The following is a 22,943-nucleotide window of genomic DNA, read 5'->3' on the forward strand; positions in this document are numbered from 1 at the left end:
AGCTATGCAGAAGTCATCCACGATCGAATATCCGGTTACGGCACTGATACAAAACAGGAAGAGCACACGGGCATTTTCAGCGGTCCCGATCGAAGGCGAGAAGATCTACTCGCTGTTCGAGGCCACGCGCTGGGCACCGTCCAGCGCCAATGAGCAACCTTGGGTATATATCTACGCCACACGCGACCAGGAAACACTTTGGAACAAAATGTTTGATTGTCTCGACGAGGGGAATAAGATATGGACCAAGGATGCTCCGTTGCTGATCGCCAGCCTGGCACGCAAACATTTTACGCGCTACAGCAGCGCCAATGCACACGCCATGTACGACCTGGGAGGAGCCAACTCCTTCCTGTCGTTACAGGCGGTGGAGCTGGGCCTGCAAGTGCGCCAGATGGCGGGCTTTGATATGCCGAAGGCTGTTGTCAACCTGCAGGTGCCCGATACATTTGAAGTCGGTGTATTTTTGGCCGTCGGTTATCCCGGCGACCCAGCCTCTCTTCCGGAAAAGCTCAAGCTGCGCGAGCTGGCACCACGCGAGCGTTTTCTGCAGCAAGAATTTGTTATGAACAGAACTTTCTAATGATCCCTGAAAAAACTGCGGTGGCAACGATCGGTACCGATTCGTACTACACCACCCTGGAGTCGACAGCGCACACATTACACGCCGACGAGCCTATCGAGAGCGGCGGCTCGGACCGAGGGCCGTCCCCCCACGATTTCCTGCGTATGTCGCTCGCTTCCTGCACGGCCATTACGTTGCGGATGTATGCCAATCGCAAAAACTTCGATGTACAGCAAATACAAGTGAAGGTACTAAGCGAGCAGGTCGAGGGAAAAACGATCTTTCACCGCGACGTTGTTATTACCGGCAACCTGGATGAACCGCAGCGCAAGCGAATGTTACAGATCGCCAATGCATGTCCTGTGCACAAGACGCTGACCAATCCCATCGAAATTCAGACAAACCTGTCGGCTACTGCTCCTCGCTGATAAGTGCTTCGCGCTTCACCCGGTGGGACGTCAGCAACAGGGAAATTGCACCGGCGAGAATCATGATGGCTGTTTGCCAGCCGTGGAAAATGAAGGTGAAGGCTGTGGCATCGGCACTATTGACATGGTATAAAAAAACCAACCCCTGGGGTACCAGCAGATGATAGGAGCCCGTGCCTCCCGGCAGCGGTACCGCCATAGCAATGGAACCGATAGCGAACAAGCTCAGCACAGCACCAAAGCCCAGCTCGGCGGTAGACGGGAATGCTTTCAACACCGTATAGCTCATCAGGAAGTATAGCATCCAGATGGCGGCGGAGTAGAATATAAATTGCGCTTTATTTTCCAACCGGAATACGGAAAGCAGTCCCTCTCTGAATCCATACCACGTTTTACGGATAAAATTCATAACGCGCTCGTTACGTTTTACAAACCATACCGCAAATGCACCCACCATGAGTACGGGCACTACGATATATAGCAGCGTCTGCAGGCGATTGGTACTATTGGATAGGTTGATCGGTAATGTTTCTACGAAGGCGAATAACTTTTGCGACTCCACGGCAAACGAGATGACGATTAACGTCAACAGGCAGAGCAAGTCGATGATGCGTTCCACAACCACGGTACCAAATGACATGTCTACCGGCACCTTTTCCAGCTTGTATAAATTATAGCAGCGCGACACTTCGCCACCGCGGGGGATGACGAGGTTTACGAGGTAGCCTACCATGAGGGAATAGAAGCTATTCGCCAACGAGGGGGTATAGCCAGCAGGGCCCATGAGCATACGCCAGCGGGCGGCGCGCACCAGGTGACTCAACATAGCAATGACCGCCATGAGCAACAGCCAGCCTTTGTTAGCTGACTGCCAGGTGACGTTAAGGTATTCCAGCTTGTTCTCACCCTTCAAGCCACGCAGTGATAACCCTATTAATAGAAAGGTGACAGCAAAGATGAACGCGTACTGGAGGATGGTCTTGAAGCGGGAAGATACAGTCACGGTATAGGGTTGAGTGTGGTCCTGGTCTTAGGACAGTTTATTGTCGGGGGTGGGGAATATAATGGTCGGTTTGAACGCGACCTGTGCTTTACGCGCTGCAGGACCATTGAGGCATACCATGCCGGAGCCGCGTTCGCCGCGAATGATATAGGTTTCGAGGCGCTCGCCGTTGTTAACGTTTACAACCGTTACTTTTTCGCCTTCGATCATGTTGGCCGCGTCCAACAAGTCTTCGTCGATGGAGATGCTGCCCACGTAGTGCAGCTCGGCCTGTGTGATCTTTGCGCGGTGTATTTTCGACTTTAGAACTTCAATTCTCACGTTGGTAGTTGTTACTGTAAAAACATGTTGTCGATCAATCGGACTTCCCCTACAAAACCTGCTATACACATGATCGGCTGGCCTGAAGGCGCGTCTGACGCCTTAACGTTTTCCAGGATATTTAAGTTTTTGCTGTCGGCTAATTCAAAGTATTCCAGTGAAACGCGCCGTTCGTCAAATTTTGTCTGCACTATGGCGCGGGTCTCTTGTACCGTTTTACCTTGCTGCAGGGCCTGTTTGGCGGCCATGAGCGATTCGTAGAACACAGTGGCTACCTGCCGTTGCTCGGGATTTAAACGAAGGTTACGTGAGGACATAGCCAGGCCGTCGTCTTCACGCGAGGTTGGCACGCTGGTGAGCTCCAGGTCGAAATTCAGCTCGTCCACCAGGCGACGTATCACCGCGAACTGCTGCCAGTCTTTTTGGCCGAAATAAGCGTGGGTAGGTTGAATGATATTAAACAGCTTAGAAACGACCAATCCAACGCCGCTAAAGTGCCCTGGACGGAAAGCACCTTCCATAACCTTGTCCAGGTGGCCGAAATCGAACTTGATAATTGATCTCTCAGGATACATTTCACTCGCGTCCGGACAAAAAACAGCATCACACTCAACTTTTTCGAGTAATAAAGTGTCTTTATCTAGAGTGCGGGGATATTTCTGCAGGTCGCCGGGATTGTTGAACTGTGTAGGGTTTACAAAGATGGAGCAAACCGTTACATCGTTCTGCGCTGCTGAAGTCGTAATGAGTGATAAATGCCCCGCATGTAGCGCACCCATGGTCGGGACGAGTCCGATGGACTTACCCGCGCGTTTTTGGGCGTTCAGAAAGGCTTTTAATGGGGCTATTTGCTTGAAAATCTCCATTTTACGCCACTTTGGCAAAGGGGGTCAAAGATATAGGGAAAAAGGAAAATAAGTTGATCCAGGGGGTATTTTTTTGTACTTTTGTGGCTCAATTTTCCGTTCTACTTTTAAAATCTAAGTAATATGTCAAAACTCCGTATTCTTTATGTAGCCAGCGAGATAAACCCATTTTTGCAAACTTCAGAAGTAGCGGACTTTGTCCGTAAGCTTCCGCAAGCCATGCAGGAAAAGGGAATGGAGATCAGAATTCTCGTGCCGCGTTTTGGTATCATCAACGAACGTAAGAACCGGTTACATGAAGTAGTGAGGCTGTCGGGTATTAACATTGCCGTGGGGGATGAAGAGAAGCCTCTGATCATTAAAGTAGCGTCTATTCCGAACGCCAAGCTTCAAGTATACTTTATCGATAACGAAGACTATTTCCATCGCAAGTCAGTTTTCCACGACAAAGAGAACAACTTCTACGAAGACAACGACGAGCGCGCCATCTTTTTCTGCAAGGGTGTTATTGAAACCGTGCGTAAGCTGGGCTGGGCCCCGGACGTAGTTCATTGCAACGACTGGATCACAAGCTTTATCCCGCTGTATCTCAAGACGACCTACAAGAACGACCCGCTGTTTAAAAACACCAAGACCGTTTTCACGATCTATAACAACGCCTTTACACACAAATTCAAAGGCGACATTATGGACAAGGTGAAGATGATGGACATTGAAGACAACATGCTGGGCAACTTGAAGTCAGCAGATTTCGAAGGCTTTATCAAATTGGGAGTAGAGTTTTCGGATGCCGTACTGGCCGAAGGCGAAACCAAAAAACTGGAAGGCCTTTTCAAGAAAATCAAAGAGAAGAAAGTCGAAACGATCAAGGAAGAAAACTACACCGAATCCTATTTTAATTTCTATAATGAACTTGTGGGTTAATCGCATTCAAGGGCAACTGACCGTATTGGCAGTTGCCTTATTTTTTTTCTCATGCGAAGATGAGGCCAACCAATTAGGATATCCAAATCCAAATTCCAAATTCGATCTTCAGACCATCGACATTCCCGTAACGAGTAGCATCCTGCTATTGGATTCTATTCGCACGTCGAACTATGATGCCGTCAACGACGTGAACCGGTTCCTCGTGGGCCGGTATAACGACTCTCGTTTTGGTGACATCGCGTCGGCCACATTCGCCGAGTTGTTGCCCGCCGATACGCTCGAAATCGACACACTGAACAACAACGGCGTCATTACACGCGATGAAGCGGTGTTTGACTCGGTATCCATTCAGTTCCGTCATGACTTTTACGTGTATGGCGCTGCCGGTAACACGCAGCAACATATTGCCGTTCACGAAGTAACAGAGAGGCTCGTGGCAGGATATACGGTAACGAAGACCACACACATCGGTGGCCAGCAGAAACCGCAGGAAATTACATACCCGCAGCCGCAACTGTACCTGAGCAAAACTACAATACCGTACAACCCTGTGGCCCTGGGTACCAAAGCCTATGGCGTGGACAGGGACAAGCACATCAGCTATGCTGCTGATGCTACGCCTCCGGAAATCGTCACGTCGGTAAACCTGGACCCCGCGTTTGGGCACCGGTTGTTTGATCTGATCCGCGAGAACCCGGATTCCGCGCAGAGCCGTGCGTTCTTCCAGAAACACCTGAAGGGTATTGCGATCATTCCGCAAGGCGACAAAGTAATTGGCTTTAATCCCGCCGACGCGCTGACGCGTTTGGAGATTCACTATCATACGACGAAAGAAGACTCGCTGATGCTGCCGATTACTTTTGCAGGCCTGGTGAGCTATAACCAAATTACAGCAGATCGTGCTGTATCCGAGTTAAGCGGTTTAAATACATTCTATCAGGATACCGACCTGGGCAATGACCTACGATACGTGCAGGCCGGCACCGGTGTCGTGACTAAGATCGATTTCTCTGCATTCAAAAGCGCCCTGGACGGTCTTGGCCAGGTCGTGATCAACGATGCCGAGTTCATCATTAAAGATGTGGAAGATGGCGGTGTGCTGACGCCTCCGGGTAATCTGGCCGTGAAGCTAATCAATAACAACAACCGGTTTATCGAGCTGCCGTTCCCCGGACGGAGCGGCGATTACCAAACGTCGTATAATAACATCGCGTCGTATGAAGGATTCATTAACTTCAACAACGATGCGACAACGAGCTATTCAAACTACTTTTATTTCGTGCGTGGCTCGCGTCTCGCCTTTGACAGTACCTTCTTTGTGATGAACGATAACAGAACGTTCCTGACACTGAACTATTCGGCGGATACGAAGACCTACCGGGGCAGTGCGCCGCGGTTCTTCCAACAACTGTTCCTAAAGACAGATGATGCTCCGCTCTTTACGAAGGCTATCCTGCTGCCCTATGCGCCGGCGGCGGCCGCCTCGGATCCTCCGTATGGCCGACATATTAACGGCAAGACGTTGAACCGGGCAGCGTTCCGGAAGGATAATATCATCCTCCGGGTTTATTATACCACCCCTGCAATCAATTAAAACAATTATTTTTTATGTGCGGAATTGTTGCTTATGTAGGGCATCGCCAAGCCCAGGAAATCATCATTAAAGGGCTTAAGCGCCTGGAGTATCGTGGTTACGATAGTGCCGGGATCGCTCTGCTGAACGGTGGATTGAACGTTTATAAGAAGAAAGGAAAAGTATCGGAACTGGAAGAGTACCTGAAAGGCAAGAGTCTCGACAGCCACATTGGTATTGGTCACACGCGCTGGGCTACCCACGGCGAACCCAATGACGCGAATGCTCACCCACACTATTCGGCTTCCGGCAAACTTGCCATTATTCACAACGGTATTATCGAGAACTACAACTCGCTGAAGCAAGAGTTGCTCCGCAAGGGCCACGTCTTCCACAGCGATACTGATACAGAAGTGTTCATTCACTTTATTGAAGATATCAAAGACAACGAACGTTGCTCCCTGGAAGAAGCTGTGCGACTGGCGTTGACCAAAGTAGTTGGTGCTTATGCCATCGTGATCATGTCCCTGGAAGATCCGAACCTGCTTGTGGCCGCCCGGAAGGGTAGCCCCATGGTGGTGGGTGTCGGCAAAAATGAATTCTTCCTGGCATCGGACGCTACGCCAATCGTGGAGTATACCAATGAAGTTATATACCTGAATGATCAGGAAATAGTCGTGATTCGCGACGGCGAGCTGAGCATCAAAGACACAGCGAACCTGCCGTTGACTCCATATATCCAAACCATCGACCTTGAATTGGAGGCGATTGAGAAGGGTGGTTACGAGCACTTCATGATCAAAGAGATCTTCGAGCAGCCCCGTTCTATTCGGGATTGTCTGCGCGGACGTCTGGATTCACAATCGGGGCGCCTGATCCTGGGCGGCTTGCGCGAGTATGTTAACAAGCTTGTCAATGCCGACCGTATTCTGATCGTAGCGTGCGGTACTTCCTGGCACGCAGGCCTGGTGGCCGAGTATTTCTTTGAAGAGTTCTGCCGCATTCCGGTAGAAGTTGAATATGCATCGGAGTTCCGTTATAGAAACCCGGTGATCCGTGAGGGTGACGTGGTAATTGCTATTTCCCAGTCCGGTGAAACTGCCGATACACTGGCAGCCATCGAGCTTGCCAAATCAAAAGGCGCGATCATCTTCGGTGTATGTAACGTAGTAGGTTCGTCGATTGCGCGCGCTACACATGCGGGTGCTTATACGCACGCCGGTCCGGAGATCGGTGTCGCCAGTACCAAAGCCTTTACCGCACAGCTTACCGTCTTGAACATGATCGCGTTGATCGTGGCGCAGAAGAAAGGCACCATTACAGAGCAAAAGCTGCACGAGCTGCTGACCGAGATGGAGAACATTCCGGAGAAAGTAGAGAAGGCATTGAAATTGAACGATCAGATTCAGGAGATTGCCGCTACTTTTAAGGATGCCCGCAACTTTATATACCTGGGTCGCGGTTATAACTTCCCGGTGGCATTGGAAGGTGCCTTGAAGCTGAAAGAGATTTCCTACATTCATGCAGAAGGTTATCCGGCAGCAGAAATGAAGCACGGTCCAATTGCGCTGATCGACGAAGAGATGCCAGTAGTATTCATCGCGACACGCGATAGCTCGTACGAGAAAGTAGTTTCGAACATTCAGGAAGTGAAAGCTCGTAAAGGCCGCGTAATTTCCGTGGTAACGGAAGGCGACCAGCAGATTCCGAAAATGTCGGAGTTTGTTATTGAAGTACCGGCGGTACACGAAGCGCTGATGCCGATGGTGTCCGTTATTCCGCTGCAGCTGCTCTCCTATCACATTGCCGTGATGCGTGGTTGCAACGTAGACCAGCCGCGTAACCTGGCAAAGTCCGTGACAGTAGAGTAAGACTACAAACTGGTTTGAGATATACGGAAGTCCTCTCGTTATGGGAGGACTTTTTTATTTGCTGCGCAGATACTCCTGCCGCAGCAGCGGGCAGATTTTATAGCGTTCGTCTTTCGTGTCGGCATATACCGCCTCCAACAATTCATACACCTGGTGAATACCGATGCGTGCGCACCATTCAAAAGGACCATACGGGTAGTTGGTGCCGAGCTTCATCGCAACATCAATGGCTTCTTTGGTGGCGGTGCCCTCCATTGCCGTGTAGTAGGCTTCGTTGATGATCATGCAAATAACGCGTGGGGTGACCAGCCCTACGCGGTCTTCTACCAGCACGTACTTTGTCTGAAGCTGTCCGCAAATATCTGTTACAATGGACTCGTCTTCCGCCTTCCCAAGCGCCAACTCTAACAGCGGACGGTTCAGCAGTGTATGCATACCGTTGAATCCGACAATACACGCCGGGCCCTGAAAGTTGCCTTGCGACATGAAGGCACCCAGGCTTTGGGTGACGGTGTTGATGAACACCGGTCTGCGCATATTGGCATAAATAGCCAGTTGATGAGGCTGCTCGGCGACGATGAAGTCGAGTACAAGGTCGCACGTAAGCAGGTGGGGGGGCAGCGTGTCGTAATGGGTCAGCACGGTGTAGTGGTGGGTGTCACCAAACTTCACGAGGCTTTCCTGGTAGTGTTGATCGCGGCCGACGATTAAAATTTTCATATCTGGTTACAAATGGCTTTGTCCTGTTATTTTTGGTCCTTACTAAAGGTAATTTTTAAACCCATAATCTCATGTCAAAAACTGTCGTTTATTCCGCCGCGGCGCCGGCACCGATCGGTCCGTACAGCCAGGCAATCCAAACTGGTAACATGTTGTTCGTTAGCGGCCAAATTGCGATTCAGCAATCAACCGGGCAAATGCTGACGGGCAATATCGAGGAAGAGACCAAACAGGTCATGACCAACCTGGACGAAATCCTGAAGGCGGCGGGTATGGATTTCACCAACATCGTGAAAACATCGATCTTTTTGAAAGACATGGGTAATTTCCCGAAGGTCAATGCCATTTACGGCGAGTACTTTCCGTCCAACCCTCCTGCACGCGAGACGGTAGAGGTAAGCCGCTTACCGAAGGATGTGAATGTGGAAATTTCGTGCATCGCCGTTAAATAGTATCTTAAAAAAGGCTGTTTTAGCCAGGCAAATTCGTATTGCTTCATACGCGAGGCGGTACCCCAATTTGTTACCTTTGCAGTCCAAATCAGAATTTCGAGCGCATGAGAGAAGTACGCGTACGTTTTGCCCCCAGTCCCACAGGTGCGTTGCACATTGGTGGGGTACGGACCGCTTTGTATAATTATCTGCTGGCCCGCCAATTCGGCGGCACCATGATCTTACGGGTAGAAGATACAGACCAGACCCGTTTTGTGCCGGGAGCAGAAGAATACATTTTAAAGTCGTTGGAATGGGTCGGCATTAAAATCGACGAAGGGATAGGCGTAGGTGGCCCGCACGCACCGTACCGTCAGTCCGAACGGAAATCCATGTACATGCAATACGCTTTGCAGCTGATCAACGATGGCCACGCGTATTATGCCTTTGATACCGAACAGGAACTGGAAGCCATGCGCGAGCGGCTCAAGACCGCAGGTGTGGCCTCGCCGCAATACAACAGCATTACGCGCACACAAATGCGCAACTCGCTGACGCTGCCCGAAGACGAAGTGCGCGCACTGTTGGATGCCAGCACGCCGTATGTTATTCGTTTGAAGGTGCCGCGGAAGGAAGAAGTGCGCCTGAACGATTTGATCCGCGGTTGGGTGATGGTACACTCGTCGCAGATCGACGACAAAGTATTGATGAAAAGCGATGGTATGCCGACGTATCATTTGGCTAACGTCGTGGATGACTATCTGATGAAGATCTCGCACGTGATCCGTGGTGAAGAGTGGCTGCCTTCAGCGCCGCTGCACGTGTTGCTGTATAAATACCTGGGCTGGGAAAATGAGATGCCCCAGTTCGCCCACCTACCCCTGCTGCTCAAACCAGACGGTAACGGAAAGCTGAGCAAGCGCGATGCCGACCAATTGGGATTCCCAATCTTCCCGTTGACCTGGAAAGACCCCAATACCGGCGATGTTGCCGCGGGCTACAAAGAGTCGGGGTACCTGCCGGATGCGCTTATCAACTTCCTGGCCTTCCTCGGCTGGAACCCGGGCACTACGCAGGAAATCTTCTCGATGGAAGAGCTTATCAAAACATTCTCTATTGAACGCATTGGTAAGGCGGGTACGAAGTTTGACATTCACAAGGCACAGTGGTTTAACCAACAGTATCTTCGTGCCAAGCCCGATGCCGAGCTGGCCAATTATTTGCTGGAATCGCTGGAGCAGGAGAACATCGAATGCTCATTTGAGAAGGCAACGCAGATTGCTGTGTTGATGAAAGAACGGGCTACATTCCCGAAAGACTTCTGGGCGCAAGGGAAGTTCTTCTTCCATGCTCCCACACAATTCGAAGAAGGTGTGGTGTCAAAGAAGTGGAACGACGACGCGGTGAAAGTGCTGACAGCGTTCAAAGACGCCATAGTAAGCACCGAAGCATTTGATGCGAACGTAGCCAAGGCTACGCTCGAGCACGTCACCAGCACGCTGGGCATAGGTACGGGCAAGATCATGCAAGCCTTGCGCGTGTCCCTGACGGGTGCGGGTGCCGGACCAGACCTGATGATGATCATGGAGATCATCGGTAAAAATGAGGTCGTAAAGAGAATTGATTACGCGCTGCAAAACATTAAAGTCAAAGTTGCGTAAAACTGTATACTGACTTTCCAGGCGCTGACAAAGTGCCTGGAAAGCCTTAACGGCATAAGATGATGGCAAAGAAGGAAAAAAAGACCCCCGCTACACCCAAACCACGTGTGCACAAAGAGCTGCAAGGGTTGGATATCACCATCGACCAGTTTGGGGAGATCAAGTCGAATATGAACATTGAGAAGCTCAATGAGTTTCTCGATCAGAACGTCGACGACAAAAAGTTGGCTGAACGCGAAGATTACGACGAGATGAAAAAGGGCAAGAAGAAAAAGTAGCAATGACACGAATTCGGCCGGGCTTTTTTATTTTAGTAGTTCAAAAGCCTAAAGCCGATGCGATTCTATCTTCTCTTTGTACTCTCTTTATTTTTACTACCGGCAGCCGTCGCACAAAAGGTATGGCCGGCCCCGCTGATTCTCACACCTGAGAAAACAGCTTTCCAAAAAACATCTACTTGTCAAGAAGTGTCTTCGTTTCTGGAAGCTATCTCAAAGCTCAGCTCCGAAGTAAAGATTGTCTCTCTCGGCAAAAGCCCCGAAGGGAAAGACATACAAATGGCCATTCTGTCACGCAACGGCATTGCTACACCTGCGGCCGCGAAGAACAGTCATAAGACTATAGCCTACGTGCAGGGGAACATCCACGCCGGCGAAGTGGAAGGAAAAGAAGCGCTGATGATGTTGATGCGCGATATTCTGCTGGGTGATAAGAACCGTCTGCTCGATAGCCTGATCTTACTTTTTGTTCCCGCCTATAATACAGACAGCAATGATAAGATGGAGAAGGGCCGTCGGCCATCGCAGGAAGACAGCCCGATGGAAGTGGGCATACGGGAGAACAGTCAGGGCTGGGATTTGAACCGCGACGGTATTAAGCAGGAAGCGGTGGAAACACGTGCGTTGTTCTCTTCCGTACTCAACACCTGGGATCCACATGTTTTTGTCGACCTGCATACAACCAACGGCACGTGGCACGCCTATTCGCTGACATGGGCGCCCGGCTATCTATCGTCCGGAAACTCGTCGGTGTACCAGTATACCAACGACCGGATGCTCCGCACGATCACGCAACGCATGCGTGAGAAGTATAATTTACAAACCGGTCCTTACGGCGACTATGATTTGCGGGAGGGTTGGCCGGTAAAGAATTTTTATACCTATAATCATCATCCGCGTTACCTGGTCAATCAGCTTGGTCTTCGTAACCGGATTGCGATCTTAAGCGAGGCTTTTGCGCACGAGCGCTTTTATCAACGCATATACTCCACATACTCTTTTGTCACCGAGATCCTGGACTATACGCAGCAACATGCACACGAGATCGTGCGCGTCACTCAAACAGCCGATGAGGAAACGACGCGCAAGTTTGCCACGCAGGCAGGACAGGCGAAGGCGGGTGTACAGTTTAAAATGGTATCGGGCGAAGTGATAAACAACTTTCTCACCTACGACTATACCGGCACGAAAAAAGATGACGGTACACTGGAGTGGTTTCGTACGGGTAATATTGTACGGTATGACGGCGTACCGTATTTCGCGCAGTTCCAGCCAACAGTAGAGAGCACCATTCCGCGGGGATATATCATTCCGGCGGCGCACAGCACGCTGGCGTTGCATTTACAACAGCTGGGCATTCGTGTTACGAAATTGTCTAAGGGTAAAATATTGAAAGGAGACGTCTTTCAGATAACAAAGGTACAGCGCAGTGCACGCAAATTCGAGGGCCACCTGATGGCTACAGCCGAGGGTACGTTTGAAAAGGCTTCCCGTAAGTTTCAGGCAGGTGACTACATGGTCGACCTGGCGCAGCCGCTGGGAAATCTGGCTTTTTACGTGCTTGAGCCTCAATCGGATGACGGGTTTATTAGCTGGAATTTCCTGGACAGCTACCTGGAAAAAGCGGGGATCAACAACCACGCGGTGGACTATCCCGTTTTTAAGTACTATAATTAAACCAAACATGACCAGATCACACGAAATCGACTACCAGATTAAGGGCGAAAGCATACAGATTGTAGAAATCGAGCTCGACCCGCAGGAAACCGTTATCGCGGAAGCAGGCGCTATGCTCTTTATGGAAGATGGCATTACGTTCGAAACCAAAATGGGCGACGGTGCCAATCCCAATCAAGGTATTTTTGATAAGCTGTTGTCTGCAGGGTCGCGTATTATTACCGGTGAGTCACTTTTCATGACGCACTTTACCAACCGCGGCAATCGCAAAGCCAAGGTAGGTTTTTCAGCACCCTATCCCGGCACCATTATACCAGTTTCACTGGCCGATAGCCCCGGCCATGAGCTGATCGTACAGAAAGACGGCTTCCTCTGCGCGGCGTACGGTACGAAGTTATCGATCACATTTAATCGCAAGCTCGGTTCAGGTCTCGTCGGTGGCGAAGGTTTTATTCTACAAAAGCTGCAAGGCGACGGTAAGGCTTTTGTGCACGCCGGCGGTACCGTTATTGAGCGTACGCTGAACAACGAAACCTTGCGTGTAGACACAGGGTGTGTAGTAGCGTTTGAATCACAAATTGACTTTGACGTACAGACGGCCGGTGGTTTGCGCTCGATGATCTTTGGCGGCGAAGGTATATTCCTGGCCACCCTGCGTGGCACCGGCAAGATATGGCTGCAGTCCATGCCGATCCGCAAACTGGTACAGGCGTTGGCGCCGTATGGCCGCAATAGCGGCAAGGAGTCAGGCTCCTTGTTAGGAGGCCTGTTTGAAAGTTAACTGCATCGCTGGCACAAGCAGTATTTGCTGTTAACTTAGTAGCAAATTATACGGATGAAAATTGGATTGATCAGGGAGGGTAAAGTCCCACCCGATAAACGGGTACCCTTTACACCTGCACAAACAGAAGAGATCCAACAGCGTTTTCCCGAAGTGACAATCGTCTGCCAGGAAAGCCCAATCCGCTGTTTTGAAGATAAAGAATACCGCGATCACGGCATCAGCGTACAAGCTGACGTCCGTGATTGCGATGTATTGATGGGAATCAAAGAAGTTCCGATCGATAAACTGATCGACAACAAGACCTATTTATTCTTTTCACATACCATTAAAAAGCAGCCCTATAACCGCACGCTGTTGCAGGCCGTCCTGGCCAGGCGCATACGCCTGATCGACTACGAAGTACTGAAAGATAAACTCGGCAACCGGCTTGTTGCCTTTGGGCGTTACGCCGGTATTGTTGGCGCGTACAATGGATTGTGGGCATACGGAAACCGGTATGGCACATTCTCGCTGCGACGAGCACATGACTGTTTTGATGTGAACGACCTCAAGCTGGAGCTTCGTAAAGTAAAGCTACCTCCAATCAAGATCATCTTGACGGGTGCCGGCCGCGTAGGCAAGGGGTCGATGGAGACACTCGATAGTGCCGGCATTCGCAAGGTAGGAGTATATGATTTCCTTACCAGGAAGTTCGACGAACCCGTATATGTCCAGCTAAGCAGTGCCGACTATCATGCACGCAAAGAAGGCGGAGCTTTTAACCGGGAAGAATTTCACATATATCCCGAACGGTATACATCTTCCTTCACCATCTTTACGCAAGTGGCCGACATGCTGATGGCCGGTGCGTACTGGAACCCCAAAGCTCCCGTACTTTTCACGCGTGAGGATATGCTGGCACCGGAATTCAAGGTATCCGTCATCGCCGACATTACGTGCGACATCGATGGCTCCATTCCGAGTACGAAGCACGCGACGACCATTCCCGATCCGTTGTATGATTATGATCCTGCAACAGATCAGTTATATCCACCATTTTCGAACGAAAAGCATGTAACCGTCATGGCGGTGGACAACCTGCCTTGCGAGCTGCCGCGCAGTGCCTCGGAAGAGTTTGGACAGGACCTGATCAACCGCGTGTTGCCATTGCTCATTCATGCCGATCAAGACGACATCATTAAACGCGCAACGATTGCCGATCAGGGTCGTTTAACAGATGCCTTCAATTATCTTCAGGACTATGTAGACGGGAAGTAGTCTCACCGAAGACTATGCTCTTAATCATTCCATGGTAAAAAGTCTTTTCCGCCTGGCGGGATAGTCCGGCAGTGCCCAACATTTCCTGCCAATCGGAAATACGTGAAGCTTCTATATTGCTCACAATTCTAAAGAATAAGTACATACTCTTGAGCAAAAGCTTCTGCCATAGTTTCGTTGGCTTGACAAAGTCCGTAACAAGCCACAAGGCTCCCGGCACGAGCAGCGATCGTAAGCGTGTGATGATTCCTGGCAGCGACTGTTGCGTGAAGAGGTCGAGATAAAAGTTTGTAATGACGACGGTAAATGCGGGCACGGGCATTTCTACACTCTCTGTACCACACAGAAATGTGACCCGCGCGGCATTCTGCACGCGCTGCCGTGCCAGTTCGATCATTCTCTCGGATGCATCAACATATACTACCTGGCACTTGGGCTTTTGTTGTAGCAAGGTTTGTAATAGTTCGCCCGAGCCACCGCCCACGATCAATACCGTTGCATCGTCAGGAATTACATGCAGGAAGTGGTGTTGGGATTTGATCAGATTTTTGCCAAATACCATCGAGGCCAGGGCATCGTACACCGAGGCAATGCCATTAAAGTCGTTAACTATGTGATCTTTCATGGCAATGTATAGAATAACAATACGAAGAAAACGGCATCGCCCAAAAGGCGAAAACGATCGGCCTTTCGAAAGAACTCAGGTCTCAAAAAGATGCCTAGCAGCACGCTATTGGCTGCCAGGAGGCAAAACGAGGCTTTTAACTCATGGGAGAAGAACGTTAGCAAAGCCGTGATAATAAAAAGCACCCTGATGATGATGCGTGTTCGATCAAGCCCCACGATAGTCACAAACGAGCTTCGCTTGTCGCGGGCATCAAATTCATGATCAAACCAGGAAAACAAGAGTAGGTTCGTGAGCGCCAACAGGAAAAACTGCAGCAGCAACACCCACGGCCACGTGTAATACGGCACACGTGTAACCATGATCGAAGGCAGCAATACACCTATGGTATACATCCAGGCAATAAAAATCTCTTTGAATATCCTGGTGTATTGCTGCACCAGCAAATATATACCTACGACTGCTATCAACACGACGCCGCCTTCCAGTACCGGCCGACGAATAAAGAACACGATCAAGGCATCCAGTAGTACAGCCACGATTACGCAGGGCACAAGAATACGATAGTGTCGTTGGTGAAACTGATGCCGCTCGGTGGACGCGCTGCCAATTACCTTCCGTGCGTCGAGCAAATGGTCTGTGGTGTATACTACCCAGACCGTGAGACCCAGCGACAACAGGCCCTGTGTGTAAATGGTGACGTTGAAAATTCTGGCAAAAAACACAGCACTGCATAGGGCACCCAGCACCACGTCGATGCTGAGGAGATTGAAAAACCGGTATATGCGGATCAATCGCTCCATAAAACAGAAAAGTCCTCTGAGGTGTCAGAGGACTTCAATGTTACGAAAAATATCATTAGGCAGACTTGAGTGCTTCTGCACCGCCCACGATCTCGAGGATTTCCTTGGTGATGGCTGCCTGACGGGTACGGTTGTACGTGAGGCGTAGCTGTTTTAAGAGCTCCCCGGCATTGTCAGTCGCCTTGTCCATGGCTGACATACGTGCACCGTTCTCAGCAGCGTTGGAATCCAACAGCGCTTTGAAGAGCTGAATTTTCAGCGACTTGGGAATCAATCCGGTGATGATCTCTTCCTGGTCCGGCTGATAGATGTAGTCGATCTGGTTAGATAACTGCGTGTTGTCCGTTGCAGGCGCTACGATCGGTAACACTTGCTCCGTGCGCAGGATTTGTACTGCTACGTTTCGGAACTCGTTATATACCAGCTCTACCTTGTCGTACTTACCGTTCTTGAAAGCTTCCATCACATACTCCATGGCATTCGATACGTTGCCGAATGTCAGTGCGGAGTACAATGTGGAGAAGTCTGTTATAGTGGAGACCCCACGTTTAGTAAAGAATTCTGTTGCTTTTCTACCGATCGGCAGAATCGTAACATTACCAGCAGCAAATTGCGCGCTGTATTTCTCGTCGATCAGGCGCAGTACGCCTTTGAATACGTTGGCATTAAAAGAACCACAGAGACCGCGATCAGAGCTTACGGAAATGATCAGGATCTTTTTCTCGGCGCGCACCTGGCTGTACCAGTGGTCGGTATCGCCGTCGGTCTGAGCGGCAGAAAGATTTTTCAGGATGGCGTTAAGCTTCACAGCAAACGGGCGCATCTGGGTGATCCGATCCTGCGATCTACGCAATTTTGCCGCCGCCACCATTTTCATGGCTCGGGTGATCTGCTGCGTAGACATAACGGATGTTATTCTGCTCTTAACTTCTTTTAAACTCGGCATACAGGTATTTGCGTCGGGGTTCTATAATTAAGCTCAGTATTTGCTTGACAGGTCGGCTGCTACTTTCTTAATGATCGCAACATCCGCATCTTCAAATTTACCAGCACGAAGGTTATCCAGCACCTGACGGTGGGTGGCACGCAGCAGTTGTGTAAAGTCCTTTTCGAATTCTTTCACTTTGTTTACCGGCACACGGTCCATGAAACCACGCGTAGAAGCGGTGATGATCGCTACCTGCTCTTCTACAGGTACCGGAGCATATTGATCTTGTTTCAGGATCTCGGTGTTTTTTCTTCCGCGTTCGATCGTCAGCTTGGTAGCAGCATCGAGGTCAGAACCGAATTTCGCGAAAGCTTCCAGCTCTCGGAATTGTGCCTGGTCGAGTTTCAGCGTACCCGCTACTTTCTTCATCGACTTGATCTGTGCCGAACCGCCTACACGTGATACCGAAATACCTACGTTGATGGCCGGACGGATACCCGAGTTGAAGAGGTTGGTTTCGAGGAAAATCTGACCATCGGTAATCGAGATCACGTTGGTCGGGATATAAGCCGATACGTCACCGGCTTGCGTTTCAATGATCGGGAGGGCCGTCAGCGATCCACCACCTTTTACCAGGTGTTTGATCGACGCGGGGAGGTCGTTCATGTCGCGTGCGATGGCATCGTTGTTGATGATCTTCGCGGCACGTTCGAGCAGACGGGAGTGCAGATATAATACGTCACCCGGGTATGCTTCACGTCCGGGGGGTCTTCTTAGCAGCAAAGAAACTTCGCGGTAAGCAACGGCCTGCTTAGACAAGTCGTCATATACTACCAGGGCCGGGCGGCCGGTGTCGCGGAAGAATTCACCAATCGCAGCACCTGTGAAGGGGGCGAAGAACTGCATCGGAGCCGGGTCAGAAGCCGAAGCCGATACAATCACGGTAAAGGGGAGAGCCCCGGCTTTTTCTAACGCTGCGACTACAGTTGCTACGGTCGATGCTTTCTGACCAATCGCAACGTAGATACACAGCACAGGCTGGCCTTTTTCATAAAATTCTTTCTGATTGATGATGGTGTCGATCGCCACGGCAGTTTTACCTGTTTGACGGTCGCCGATAATAAGCTCGCGCTGACCACGACCTACGGGGATCATGGAGTCGATCGCTTTAATACCGGTTTGGAGCGGTTCGTTCACAGGCTGACGGTAGATTACACCCGGCGCTTTACGCTCGAGGGGCATTTCATACAGCTCACCAGCGATAGGGCCTTTGCCGTCTATCGGAGCGCCCAGTGTATCGACCACACGGCCGAGCATACCATCACCTACTCTAATAGAGGCGATCTTGCCGGTACGTTTTACGGTATCACCTTCGCGGATGCCTTTGGATTCACCCAACAATACGGCACCTACGTTGTCTTCTTCTAGGTTCAGTACAAGGGCACGAAGACCCGTTTCAAATTCCAGCAGCTCGCCGGCCTGTGCTTGGGTAAGACCATAGATGCGCGCCACACCATCACCAACGGTGAGGACGGTGCCGACTTCTTCCAGTTGTGCTTCTGTGCGGGACTGAGAAAGTTGCTCGCGCAATATTGCTGATACTTCTTCCGGTCTGATCTCTGCCATAATATCGTTAATCGTTAATTGTTAAAGTAATGGTGTACGGATGGGTTAGAATTCTTTGATGTATGGATTGTGGCTGAACTGCACTTTCAGGGCATTCAGCTTATTCTTGATGGAGGCATCTATCTGCTTGTCTCCTACTTCCAACACAAATCCTCCAATCATATCGCTGTCGATAACCTCTTTGAGCTCGACTTGCTTCCTTTCGCTTAGGCCCTTGGCAATTCTCTCGATCTCAGCACGGAGCGAAGCATCGAGCGGAACAGCCGTGGTAATGACCGCGGTGCCAATGCCTTTATATACGTTGTACGCGGTATGGAATTCGCGGGCAATAGCCGGCAAAAGCGGCTCACGGTTCTTCCTGGTAATGATGTCAAAGATTGCCATCGTCAGCGGATGTACTTTGCCTTTGAAGACACGCTCCAGTATGTCGCGTTTCTTATCATGTTTCACAATTGGGTTGTGAAGCAGGAGTACGAACTGTCGGTTTTCCGCACAAACTTTTGCAAAAAGCTGCATGTCTGCGTGTACTGCCTCCAGCGCATTCTGTTCAACCGCCAGACCGAGGAGGGACTTTACATAGCGCGATGCTGCCCGTAAATCAGTCATGCTTAGTTAACTTTAATATCTTTAACATAGTTGGCTACAAGCTCTTTCTGAGCTTTGTCGTCGGCGAGGCTCTTTCTCAAAAGCTTCTCGGCCACTTCGAGAGAGAACAGCGCCACCTGCTCCTTTACTTCGCGGAGGGCGGCTTGCTTCTCTACATTGATGGCGGCACGTGCCTCGTCAATGATTTTGTCGGCTGCTTTTTTAGCGTCAGCCTGAGCTTCTTCCTTCATGCGGTTAGAGGCCTCACGGGCTTCGTGCAGAATCCGGTCGCGCTCTTCGCGGGCAGCTTTCAACAGCTTCTCATTGTCTGACTTCAACGCCGCTATTTCCAGGCGCGCTTTTTCGGCAGTCGACAAAGCGTCCTGAATAGACACTTCACGTTCCTTGAGGGAAGCGATAATGGGCTTCCAGGCCAGCTTGCTCAGTAGAAAAAATAGACCTACGAAGATGACTAACTGCCAAATGATAAGGCCCGTACCGGGGGTAAGAAGTTCCATAATATAGTATGTAGTCTGGTGTAGTTTCAACATAAAGAAACCTGCCCGGCCAAACGCCTAAAGCAGGTTTCTAAAGCTTTTAGCCTTTGAACGAAATCAGCAGGCAAATTACAAGCGCGAAAAGCGCAGCAACTTCGATCAGCGCGGCAATGATCAGCATCGCACCCTGAATCTTACCAGAAGCTTCAGGCTGACGAGCCATGCTCTCCATTGCAGAGCCACCGATTTTACCGATACCCAGACCTGCGCCAATTGCTACAAGACCTGCACCGATGCCAGCGCCCATGATTGCATAGCTGATGTCCAATAAAAGTGCTAATGACATAATTGTAAGTATTTAAATTGTGTGTATTAAAGCCCGGCGCCGTGTTACCGAAACCGGGATATCTTAATGCTTCATTAGTGATGATCGTCATGTTCATGTACCGCGGTCGCCTGACCTATGTACAGCGACGAGAACAGCGTAAAAACATAGGCCTGAATACCGGCCACCAATATCTCGATCAGGTTGATGAACAATGCCACCAGGCTCGACGCGATACCGACCGAATAGCTTTGGAAGATGAATGTCAGGGCTATCAAGCTTAGGATCACAATGTGGCCTGCCGTGATCGCCACGAAAAGACGTACGGTCAGTGAAATGGGCTTGGTGAAGATGCCGATGATTTCCACGGGCAGGATGACGATGCGCAGCGGCAGCGGCACACCCGGCGTCCAGAAAATGTGCGACCAGTACGAGCGGTTTCCATTCACGTTTGTAATGATGAAGGTCAGCACGGCCAGCACCAACGTCACGGCAATGTTGCCGGTCATGTTGCTTGCACCAGGCAGCAGGCCCAGAATGTTGCCGAACAGGATAAAGAAGAACAGGTTCAGCAAATACGGGAAGTACTTTTCGTAATGGGGGCCGATATTGGGCTTCACGATTTCATCGCGTACAAACAAAATGACGGGTTCGAAGAACGATTGAATCCCGCTGGGGGCTTTGCCCGTATTCTTTTTGTAGCCTTTTGCCACTGCCGTAAATACCAGGATGAGTACAATGGCATTGATAAAGAGCATGGCTACGTTTTTCGTAATGGAGAGGTCCAATGTGCTGGAGCCGTTTGCCAGCACTACTTTATGGTGCTCGAGCTTGTAGCCGTTGTAACCTTCCGGCTTCAGGTTGTGATGCTCGTCATAGAAATTGCTGGACGAGAAAGCCTCTATGCCGCGTTCAGAAGAATAAACAATAACGGGAAGAAACAGGGTGCCGTTATGGCCGCTCCAAAAATGCCAGCTGTGATCGTCTACTACGTGGTGGATGATCACCTCGCTTGCGTTGAACTCTTCCTTTTGCGGTTTTTCGCCGTTCTCGTATTCGTCTGCTTCCTGTGTGTGTTCATGTTGCGCACCGGCAACCGAAAAAAACACGACTAACAGTAAACCAAGGATCGAAATTCTTCGGAAAGTGCTAGAGAAAACGCTCATTTGGGCTTATTTCGGAGGCTTTTTAATTCCGACCGCAAAGGTATTAAATCTCCTCCCACAAAAAAATGTTTTGGAAAATTTTGGGCTTTTAGTAATGGTGGTCAAAACCGCGAAATGCGACGATAGAGGAAGGATATTTCCAGGACGGTGAAAATGGCATAAACCGTCATAAAAAAGACCACATTGGCGGTGGCGCCGGCTTTGTCCTGTAGTACCACAAACACATTGTAGACGCCGTATGTCAGCAATTTCACCGTCATGGTGAGCAGATAGAGCTGGACAAAGTATTCCGACTTATCGGCCTTGTAAAGATAGCGGTAAATCAATGCGGTGCTGAACGCCAACAGGATGAGCGTTTGGTAAAAGAATGAAGGTAACGGAAGCCATTGCCGCTGCCAGGCGAGCAGGGTCGCACCGGCGATCGCCGCGGCGGTAATTAATAATACAAGGACGAAACGTGTCAAGAGTTGTCGCGTTTTATCGACCGGTACACCTGGAACATCATTCCACCGAAAGCCAGAAAACCGAAAAGAAGCATGAACGCGGGAAAAGTGAGAGCCAGGTACTGATCAAGCTTATAGCCCAGCCATCCAAGCACGCCAATAGCGCCAAACAATTGGATCGCCAGGCCGCTGTATTTCAGGTAAGTGTTAGACGGTTTTGATTTCTGGTTGGGTGATGGATCGGGTGACTCCATTATTGTTCTCAGCTCCTATTTTAATGTCCTTTATTGCAGCGCCCATCTTGCAGGAGCCATTAAATACGGCGCCGGGCTCTACGACCATTTTGCCAGTGATAATGTCACCGTTGATGATGGCTGTGGCTTTCAACACCAACAGCTCGGCAATTTCGATTTTTCCTTTTACTTCACCCTCAATATCAGCGTTTTGGGCGATGATATTGCCTTGTACGTGCGACTGATGGCCCAGAGCCACCTTGGACTTCGACTTGATATTGCCAGTAACTTTGCCTTCAATCCGAATATTGCCGTATGTTTCGATGTTTCCCTCCAGGTAAGTGCCTTTCCCGATGGTGTTGCTTGAGTTGCTGATCTCATCGGCAGCGCGTTTTTGTTCTTTTGAAGTTAGCATGACATTCTGGTTTAAAAAGTTACAAATTCTTCCGGGTTCAGGGAGTTCCCATTATACCACAATTCAAAATGCAAATGTGGACCGTTGGTAAGCTCGCCACTATTGCCCACGATAGATACGATCTCGCCACCATTGACAAAAGTACCAACTTTTTTCAAAAGTTGGGCATTGTGCTTGTATACAGAGATGAGGTTGCCTCTGTGTTGCACCATTATTACATAGCCGGAGTCTTGCGTCCAGGATGAAAAGATCACAGTACCCCCCGCGATGCACTTAACCGGCTCGTTGGCTTTCGCCACTATATCTACACCGAGGTGTCCTTTGGCTACATCATAGGTGTCGGATATATATCCCGTGAGGGGCGAATAGAAGAAAGTTTCTTGTAACTCACGATATCTAACGTTGGTCAACGGGGTCACTGATAGGTCGGATTGTTCAAATTCCCGTCGGAATGTCGAATCGATCGATGATGCGCTTAAATTGGCGGCAGTTGGTTTTGTAAGGGGTTGTGATTCGTTGCGCAGTGCTTCTGCAGGATCTTTAAAATTAGTGGTGTCGCCACTGAGTACACGCTGGAAGTTAGCAATGAATTGGTCTTTACGGTCGATCTCGAGCGCCAGCGAATCAACCTTTTGTGCCAGCTCAAAGAGCTGCTGGTTTAAGACCATTTGTTCGTGTTTGGGATCGAACCATTTTGCCAGGATGGTCTTCGACATAAACAGGCTCATGATGAACAGCCCGGTAAATAAAATCACCGAAAAAAGAATAACTTTCGAATAGGTGAATCCCAGGCTGGTTTTCTCGGCAAAGTTTTCTTCGTTGCGAATAATCAGTTGATACCGGGTCGTAAGCCAGTTCGATAATGTTTTTTTCGGTTTCATCCGCTATGGAATAGTTTTTAAGATCGTATGCGCTGGTCTCTGCTAAGGATTGTC

General features: G+C 49.9%; 27 protein-coding genes. 11 read left to right on the forward strand and 16 right to left on the reverse strand.

Features of this window, described 5'->3' with window-relative positions:
* Positions 1-4: 4 nt before the first annotated feature.
* Both KK062_RS00740 and KK062_RS00745 read left to right on the forward strand, forming a co-directional pair.
* The gene (locus tag KK062_RS00740) at positions 5-583 is read left to right on the forward strand and encodes a nitroreductase family protein (protein ID WP_254082315.1); all 579 of its coding nucleotides are present in this window, start codon (positions 5-7) and stop codon (positions 581-583) included.
* Positions 583-993, forward strand: coding sequence for an OsmC family protein (locus KK062_RS00745; RefSeq protein WP_254082316.1), 411 nt, complete (start codon positions 583-585; stop codon positions 991-993). Before KK062_RS00740 ends, KK062_RS00745 begins: the two co-directional genes overlap by 1 nt.
* On the opposite strand, the gene KK062_RS00750 is transcribed toward KK062_RS00745, so the two are convergent.
* The 3 genes from KK062_RS00750 to panC are packed head-to-tail and all read right to left on the reverse strand — an operon-like array spanning position 977 to position 3,183.
* Complete coding sequence (locus KK062_RS00750; RefSeq protein ID WP_254082317.1) at positions 977-1,996, reverse strand: lysylphosphatidylglycerol synthase transmembrane domain-containing protein; 1,020 nt, start codon at positions 1,994-1,996, stop codon at positions 977-979. The genes KK062_RS00745 and KK062_RS00750 overlap by 17 nt on opposite strands.
* 27 nt (positions 1,997-2,023) lie before the next feature.
* Entirely contained in the window at positions 2,024-2,317 is a 294-nt protein-coding gene (gene panD, locus KK062_RS00755; protein ID WP_254082318.1) for an aspartate 1-decarboxylase, read from the reverse strand.
* A gap of 11 nt (positions 2,318-2,328) precedes the next feature.
* The gene (panC, locus tag KK062_RS00760) at positions 2,329-3,183 is read right to left on the reverse strand and encodes a pantoate--beta-alanine ligase (protein WP_254082319.1); all 855 of its coding nucleotides are present in this window, start codon (positions 3,181-3,183) and stop codon (positions 2,329-2,331) included.
* A gap of 123 nt (positions 3,184-3,306) precedes the next feature.
* Here panC and KK062_RS00765 point away from each other — a divergent pair, with 123 nt between their 5' ends.
* The 3 genes from KK062_RS00765 to glmS are packed head-to-tail and all read left to right on the forward strand — an operon-like array spanning position 3,307 to position 7,554.
* Positions 3,307-4,107 carry a glycogen/starch synthase gene (locus tag KK062_RS00765; protein ID WP_254082320.1) on the forward strand — a complete coding sequence of 267 codons (801 nt, stop codon included), beginning with the start codon at positions 3,307-3,309 and terminating at the stop codon, positions 4,105-4,107.
* A complete protein-coding gene (locus KK062_RS00770) occupies positions 4,091-5,704 on the forward strand; it encodes a DUF4270 family protein (RefSeq protein WP_254082321.1) in 1,614 nt (537 codons plus the stop codon). Before KK062_RS00765 ends, KK062_RS00770 begins: the two co-directional genes overlap by 17 nt.
* A 14-nt stretch (positions 5,705-5,718) precedes the next feature.
* Positions 5,719-7,554, forward strand: coding sequence for a glutamine--fructose-6-phosphate transaminase (isomerizing) (gene glmS / locus KK062_RS00775; protein WP_254082322.1), 1,836 nt, complete (start codon positions 5,719-5,721; stop codon positions 7,552-7,554).
* Positions 7,555-7,608: 54 nt separating this feature from the next.
* Here the strand turns inward: glmS and KK062_RS00780 are convergent, their stop codons facing one another.
* A complete protein-coding gene (locus tag KK062_RS00780; protein ID WP_254082323.1) occupies positions 7,609-8,274 on the reverse strand; it encodes a 3-hydroxyacyl-CoA dehydrogenase family protein in 666 nt (221 codons plus the stop codon).
* 71 nt (positions 8,275-8,345) lie between these two features.
* Here KK062_RS00780 and KK062_RS00785 point away from each other — a divergent pair, with 71 nt between their 5' ends.
* The 6 genes from KK062_RS00785 (at position 8,346) to KK062_RS00810 (ending at position 14,362) form a co-directional block, all read left to right on the forward strand.
* The gene (locus KK062_RS00785) at positions 8,346-8,726 is read left to right on the forward strand and encodes a RidA family protein (RefSeq protein ID WP_254082324.1); all 381 of its coding nucleotides are present in this window, start codon (positions 8,346-8,348) and stop codon (positions 8,724-8,726) included.
* 104 nt (positions 8,727-8,830) lie between these two features.
* A complete protein-coding gene (gene gltX, locus KK062_RS00790) occupies positions 8,831-10,366 on the forward strand; it encodes a glutamate--tRNA ligase (RefSeq protein WP_254082325.1) in 1,536 nt (511 codons plus the stop codon).
* 59 nt (positions 10,367-10,425) lie between these two features.
* Complete coding sequence (locus KK062_RS00795; RefSeq protein WP_317195727.1) at positions 10,426-10,644, forward strand: hypothetical protein; 219 nt, start codon at positions 10,426-10,428, stop codon at positions 10,642-10,644.
* Between the two features lie 189 nt (positions 10,645-10,833).
* On the forward strand, positions 10,834-12,321 hold the full coding sequence (locus KK062_RS00800) for a M14 family metallopeptidase (RefSeq protein ID WP_254082326.1): 1,488 nt from the start codon (positions 10,834-10,836) through the stop codon (positions 12,319-12,321).
* A gap of 7 nt (positions 12,322-12,328) precedes the next feature.
* Positions 12,329-13,102, forward strand: coding sequence for a TIGR00266 family protein (locus tag KK062_RS00805; protein ID WP_254082327.1), 774 nt, complete (start codon positions 12,329-12,331; stop codon positions 13,100-13,102).
* Between the two features lie 54 nt (positions 13,103-13,156).
* The gene (locus KK062_RS00810) at positions 13,157-14,362 is read left to right on the forward strand and encodes an NAD(P)-dependent oxidoreductase (RefSeq protein ID WP_254082328.1); all 1,206 of its coding nucleotides are present in this window, start codon (positions 13,157-13,159) and stop codon (positions 14,360-14,362) included.
* On the opposite strand, the gene KK062_RS00815 is transcribed toward KK062_RS00810, so the two are convergent.
* From KK062_RS00815 to KK062_RS00870, 12 genes are all read right to left on the reverse strand, one after another.
* A complete protein-coding gene (locus tag KK062_RS00815) occupies positions 14,328-14,987 on the reverse strand; it encodes a class I SAM-dependent methyltransferase (RefSeq protein WP_254082329.1) in 660 nt (219 codons plus the stop codon). The genes KK062_RS00810 and KK062_RS00815 overlap by 35 nt on opposite strands.
* Entirely contained in the window at positions 14,984-15,790 is an 807-nt protein-coding gene (locus KK062_RS00820) for a hypothetical protein (protein WP_254082330.1), read from the reverse strand. Before KK062_RS00820 ends, KK062_RS00815 begins: the two co-directional genes overlap by 4 nt.
* Positions 15,791-15,845: 55 nt before the next feature.
* Positions 15,846-16,736 carry an ATP synthase F1 subunit gamma gene (atpG, locus tag KK062_RS00825; protein WP_254082331.1) on the reverse strand — a complete coding sequence of 297 codons (891 nt, stop codon included), beginning with the start codon at positions 16,734-16,736 and terminating at the stop codon, positions 15,846-15,848.
* A gap of 33 nt (positions 16,737-16,769) precedes the next feature.
* Positions 16,770-18,344 (reverse strand): F0F1 ATP synthase subunit alpha, encoded by a 1,575-nt coding sequence (atpA, locus tag KK062_RS00830; protein WP_254082332.1) that lies wholly within the window; start codon positions 18,342-18,344, stop codon positions 16,770-16,772.
* Between the two features lie 45 nt (positions 18,345-18,389).
* Positions 18,390-18,950 (reverse strand): ATP synthase F1 subunit delta, encoded by a 561-nt coding sequence (gene atpH / locus KK062_RS00835; protein ID WP_254082333.1) that lies wholly within the window; start codon positions 18,948-18,950, stop codon positions 18,390-18,392.
* Between the two features lie 2 nt (positions 18,951-18,952).
* Complete coding sequence (gene atpF, locus KK062_RS00840) at positions 18,953-19,447, reverse strand: F0F1 ATP synthase subunit B (RefSeq protein WP_254082334.1); 495 nt, start codon at positions 19,445-19,447, stop codon at positions 18,953-18,955.
* Between the two features lie 79 nt (positions 19,448-19,526).
* Positions 19,527-19,772 (reverse strand): ATP synthase F0 subunit C, encoded by a 246-nt coding sequence (atpE, locus tag KK062_RS00845; RefSeq protein WP_254082335.1) that lies wholly within the window; start codon positions 19,770-19,772, stop codon positions 19,527-19,529.
* A 74-nt stretch (positions 19,773-19,846) separates the two neighbouring features.
* Complete coding sequence (gene atpB, locus KK062_RS00850) at positions 19,847-20,860, reverse strand: F0F1 ATP synthase subunit A (RefSeq protein WP_254082336.1); 1,014 nt, start codon at positions 20,858-20,860, stop codon at positions 19,847-19,849.
* A 158-nt stretch (positions 20,861-21,018) separates the two neighbouring features.
* Entirely contained in the window at positions 21,019-21,381 is a 363-nt protein-coding gene (locus KK062_RS00855; protein WP_254082337.1) for a hypothetical protein, read from the reverse strand.
* A complete protein-coding gene (locus tag KK062_RS00860) occupies positions 21,378-21,614 on the reverse strand; it encodes an AtpZ/AtpI family protein (protein ID WP_254082338.1) in 237 nt (78 codons plus the stop codon). Before KK062_RS00860 ends, KK062_RS00855 begins: the two co-directional genes overlap by 4 nt.
* The gene (locus tag KK062_RS00865) at positions 21,568-22,008 is read right to left on the reverse strand and encodes a bactofilin family protein (protein WP_254082339.1); all 441 of its coding nucleotides are present in this window, start codon (positions 22,006-22,008) and stop codon (positions 21,568-21,570) included. The genes KK062_RS00860 and KK062_RS00865 overlap by 47 nt, the downstream gene beginning before the upstream one ends.
* An 11-nt stretch (positions 22,009-22,019) precedes the next feature.
* Positions 22,020-22,889 carry a M23 family metallopeptidase gene (locus KK062_RS00870; RefSeq protein WP_254082340.1) on the reverse strand — a complete coding sequence of 290 codons (870 nt, stop codon included), beginning with the start codon at positions 22,887-22,889 and terminating at the stop codon, positions 22,020-22,022.
* Between the last annotated feature and the right edge of the window lie 54 nt (positions 22,890-22,943).

The sequence above is a fragment of the Dawidia cretensis genome, assembly GCF_018598175.1.
Taxonomy (GTDB): Bacteria; Bacteroidota; Bacteroidia; order Cytophagales; family Cyclobacteriaceae; genus Ohtaekwangia; species Ohtaekwangia cretensis.

Coding starts and splice junctions, on each gene's coding strand:
- KK062_RS00820 (WP_254082330.1), bottom strand. CDS start 15,790: ATGGAGCGATTGATCCGCATATACCGGTTTTTCAATCTCCTCAGCATC.
- KK062_RS00810 (WP_254082328.1), top strand. CDS start 13,157: ATGAAAATTGGATTGATCAGGGAGGGTAAAGTCCCACCCGATAAACGG.
- KK062_RS00765 (WP_254082320.1), top strand. CDS start 3,307: ATGTCAAAACTCCGTATTCTTTATGTAGCCAGCGAGATAAACCCATTT.
- KK062_RS00860 (WP_254082338.1), bottom strand. CDS start 21,614: ATGGAGTCACCCGATCCATCACCCAACCAGAAATCAAAACCGTCTAAC.
- atpH (WP_254082333.1), bottom strand. CDS start 18,950: ATGACTGATTTACGGGCAGCATCGCGCTATGTAAAGTCCCTCCTCGGT.
- KK062_RS00780 (WP_254082323.1), bottom strand. CDS start 8,274: ATGAAAATTTTAATCGTCGGCCGCGATCAACACTACCAGGAAAGCCTC.
- KK062_RS00805 (WP_254082327.1), top strand. CDS start 12,329: ATGACCAGATCACACGAAATCGACTACCAGATTAAGGGCGAAAGCATA.
- KK062_RS00740 (WP_254082315.1), top strand. CDS start 5: ATGCAGAAGTCATCCACGATCGAATATCCGGTTACGGCACTGATACAA.
- atpG (WP_254082331.1), bottom strand. CDS start 16,736: ATGCCGAGTTTAAAAGAAGTTAAGAGCAGAATAACATCCGTTATGTCT.
- KK062_RS00870 (WP_254082340.1), bottom strand. CDS start 22,889: ATGAAACCGAAAAAAACATTATCGAACTGGCTTACGACCCGGTATCAA.
- KK062_RS00785 (WP_254082324.1), top strand. CDS start 8,346: ATGTCAAAAACTGTCGTTTATTCCGCCGCGGCGCCGGCACCGATCGGT.
- atpA (WP_254082332.1), bottom strand. CDS start 18,344: ATGGCAGAGATCAGACCGGAAGAAGTATCAGCAATATTGCGCGAGCAA.
- glmS (WP_254082322.1), top strand. CDS start 5,719: ATGTGCGGAATTGTTGCTTATGTAGGGCATCGCCAAGCCCAGGAAATC.
- panC (WP_254082319.1), bottom strand. CDS start 3,183: ATGGAGATTTTCAAGCAAATAGCCCCATTAAAAGCCTTTCTGAACGCC.
- KK062_RS00815 (WP_254082329.1), bottom strand. CDS start 14,987: ATGAAAGATCACATAGTTAACGACTTTAATGGCATTGCCTCGGTGTAC.
- KK062_RS00770 (WP_254082321.1), top strand. CDS start 4,091: ATGAACTTGTGGGTTAATCGCATTCAAGGGCAACTGACCGTATTGGCA.
- atpE (WP_254082335.1), bottom strand. CDS start 19,772: ATGTCATTAGCACTTTTATTGGACATCAGCTATGCAATCATGGGCGCT.
- KK062_RS00865 (WP_254082339.1), bottom strand. CDS start 22,008: ATGCTAACTTCAAAAGAACAAAAACGCGCTGCCGATGAGATCAGCAAC.
- KK062_RS00795 (WP_317195727.1), top strand. CDS start 10,426: ATGATGGCAAAGAAGGAAAAAAAGACCCCCGCTACACCCAAACCACGT.
- gltX (WP_254082325.1), top strand. CDS start 8,831: ATGAGAGAAGTACGCGTACGTTTTGCCCCCAGTCCCACAGGTGCGTTG.
- atpF (WP_254082334.1), bottom strand. CDS start 19,447: ATGGAACTTCTTACCCCCGGTACGGGCCTTATCATTTGGCAGTTAGTC.
- KK062_RS00745 (WP_254082316.1), top strand. CDS start 583: ATGATCCCTGAAAAAACTGCGGTGGCAACGATCGGTACCGATTCGTAC.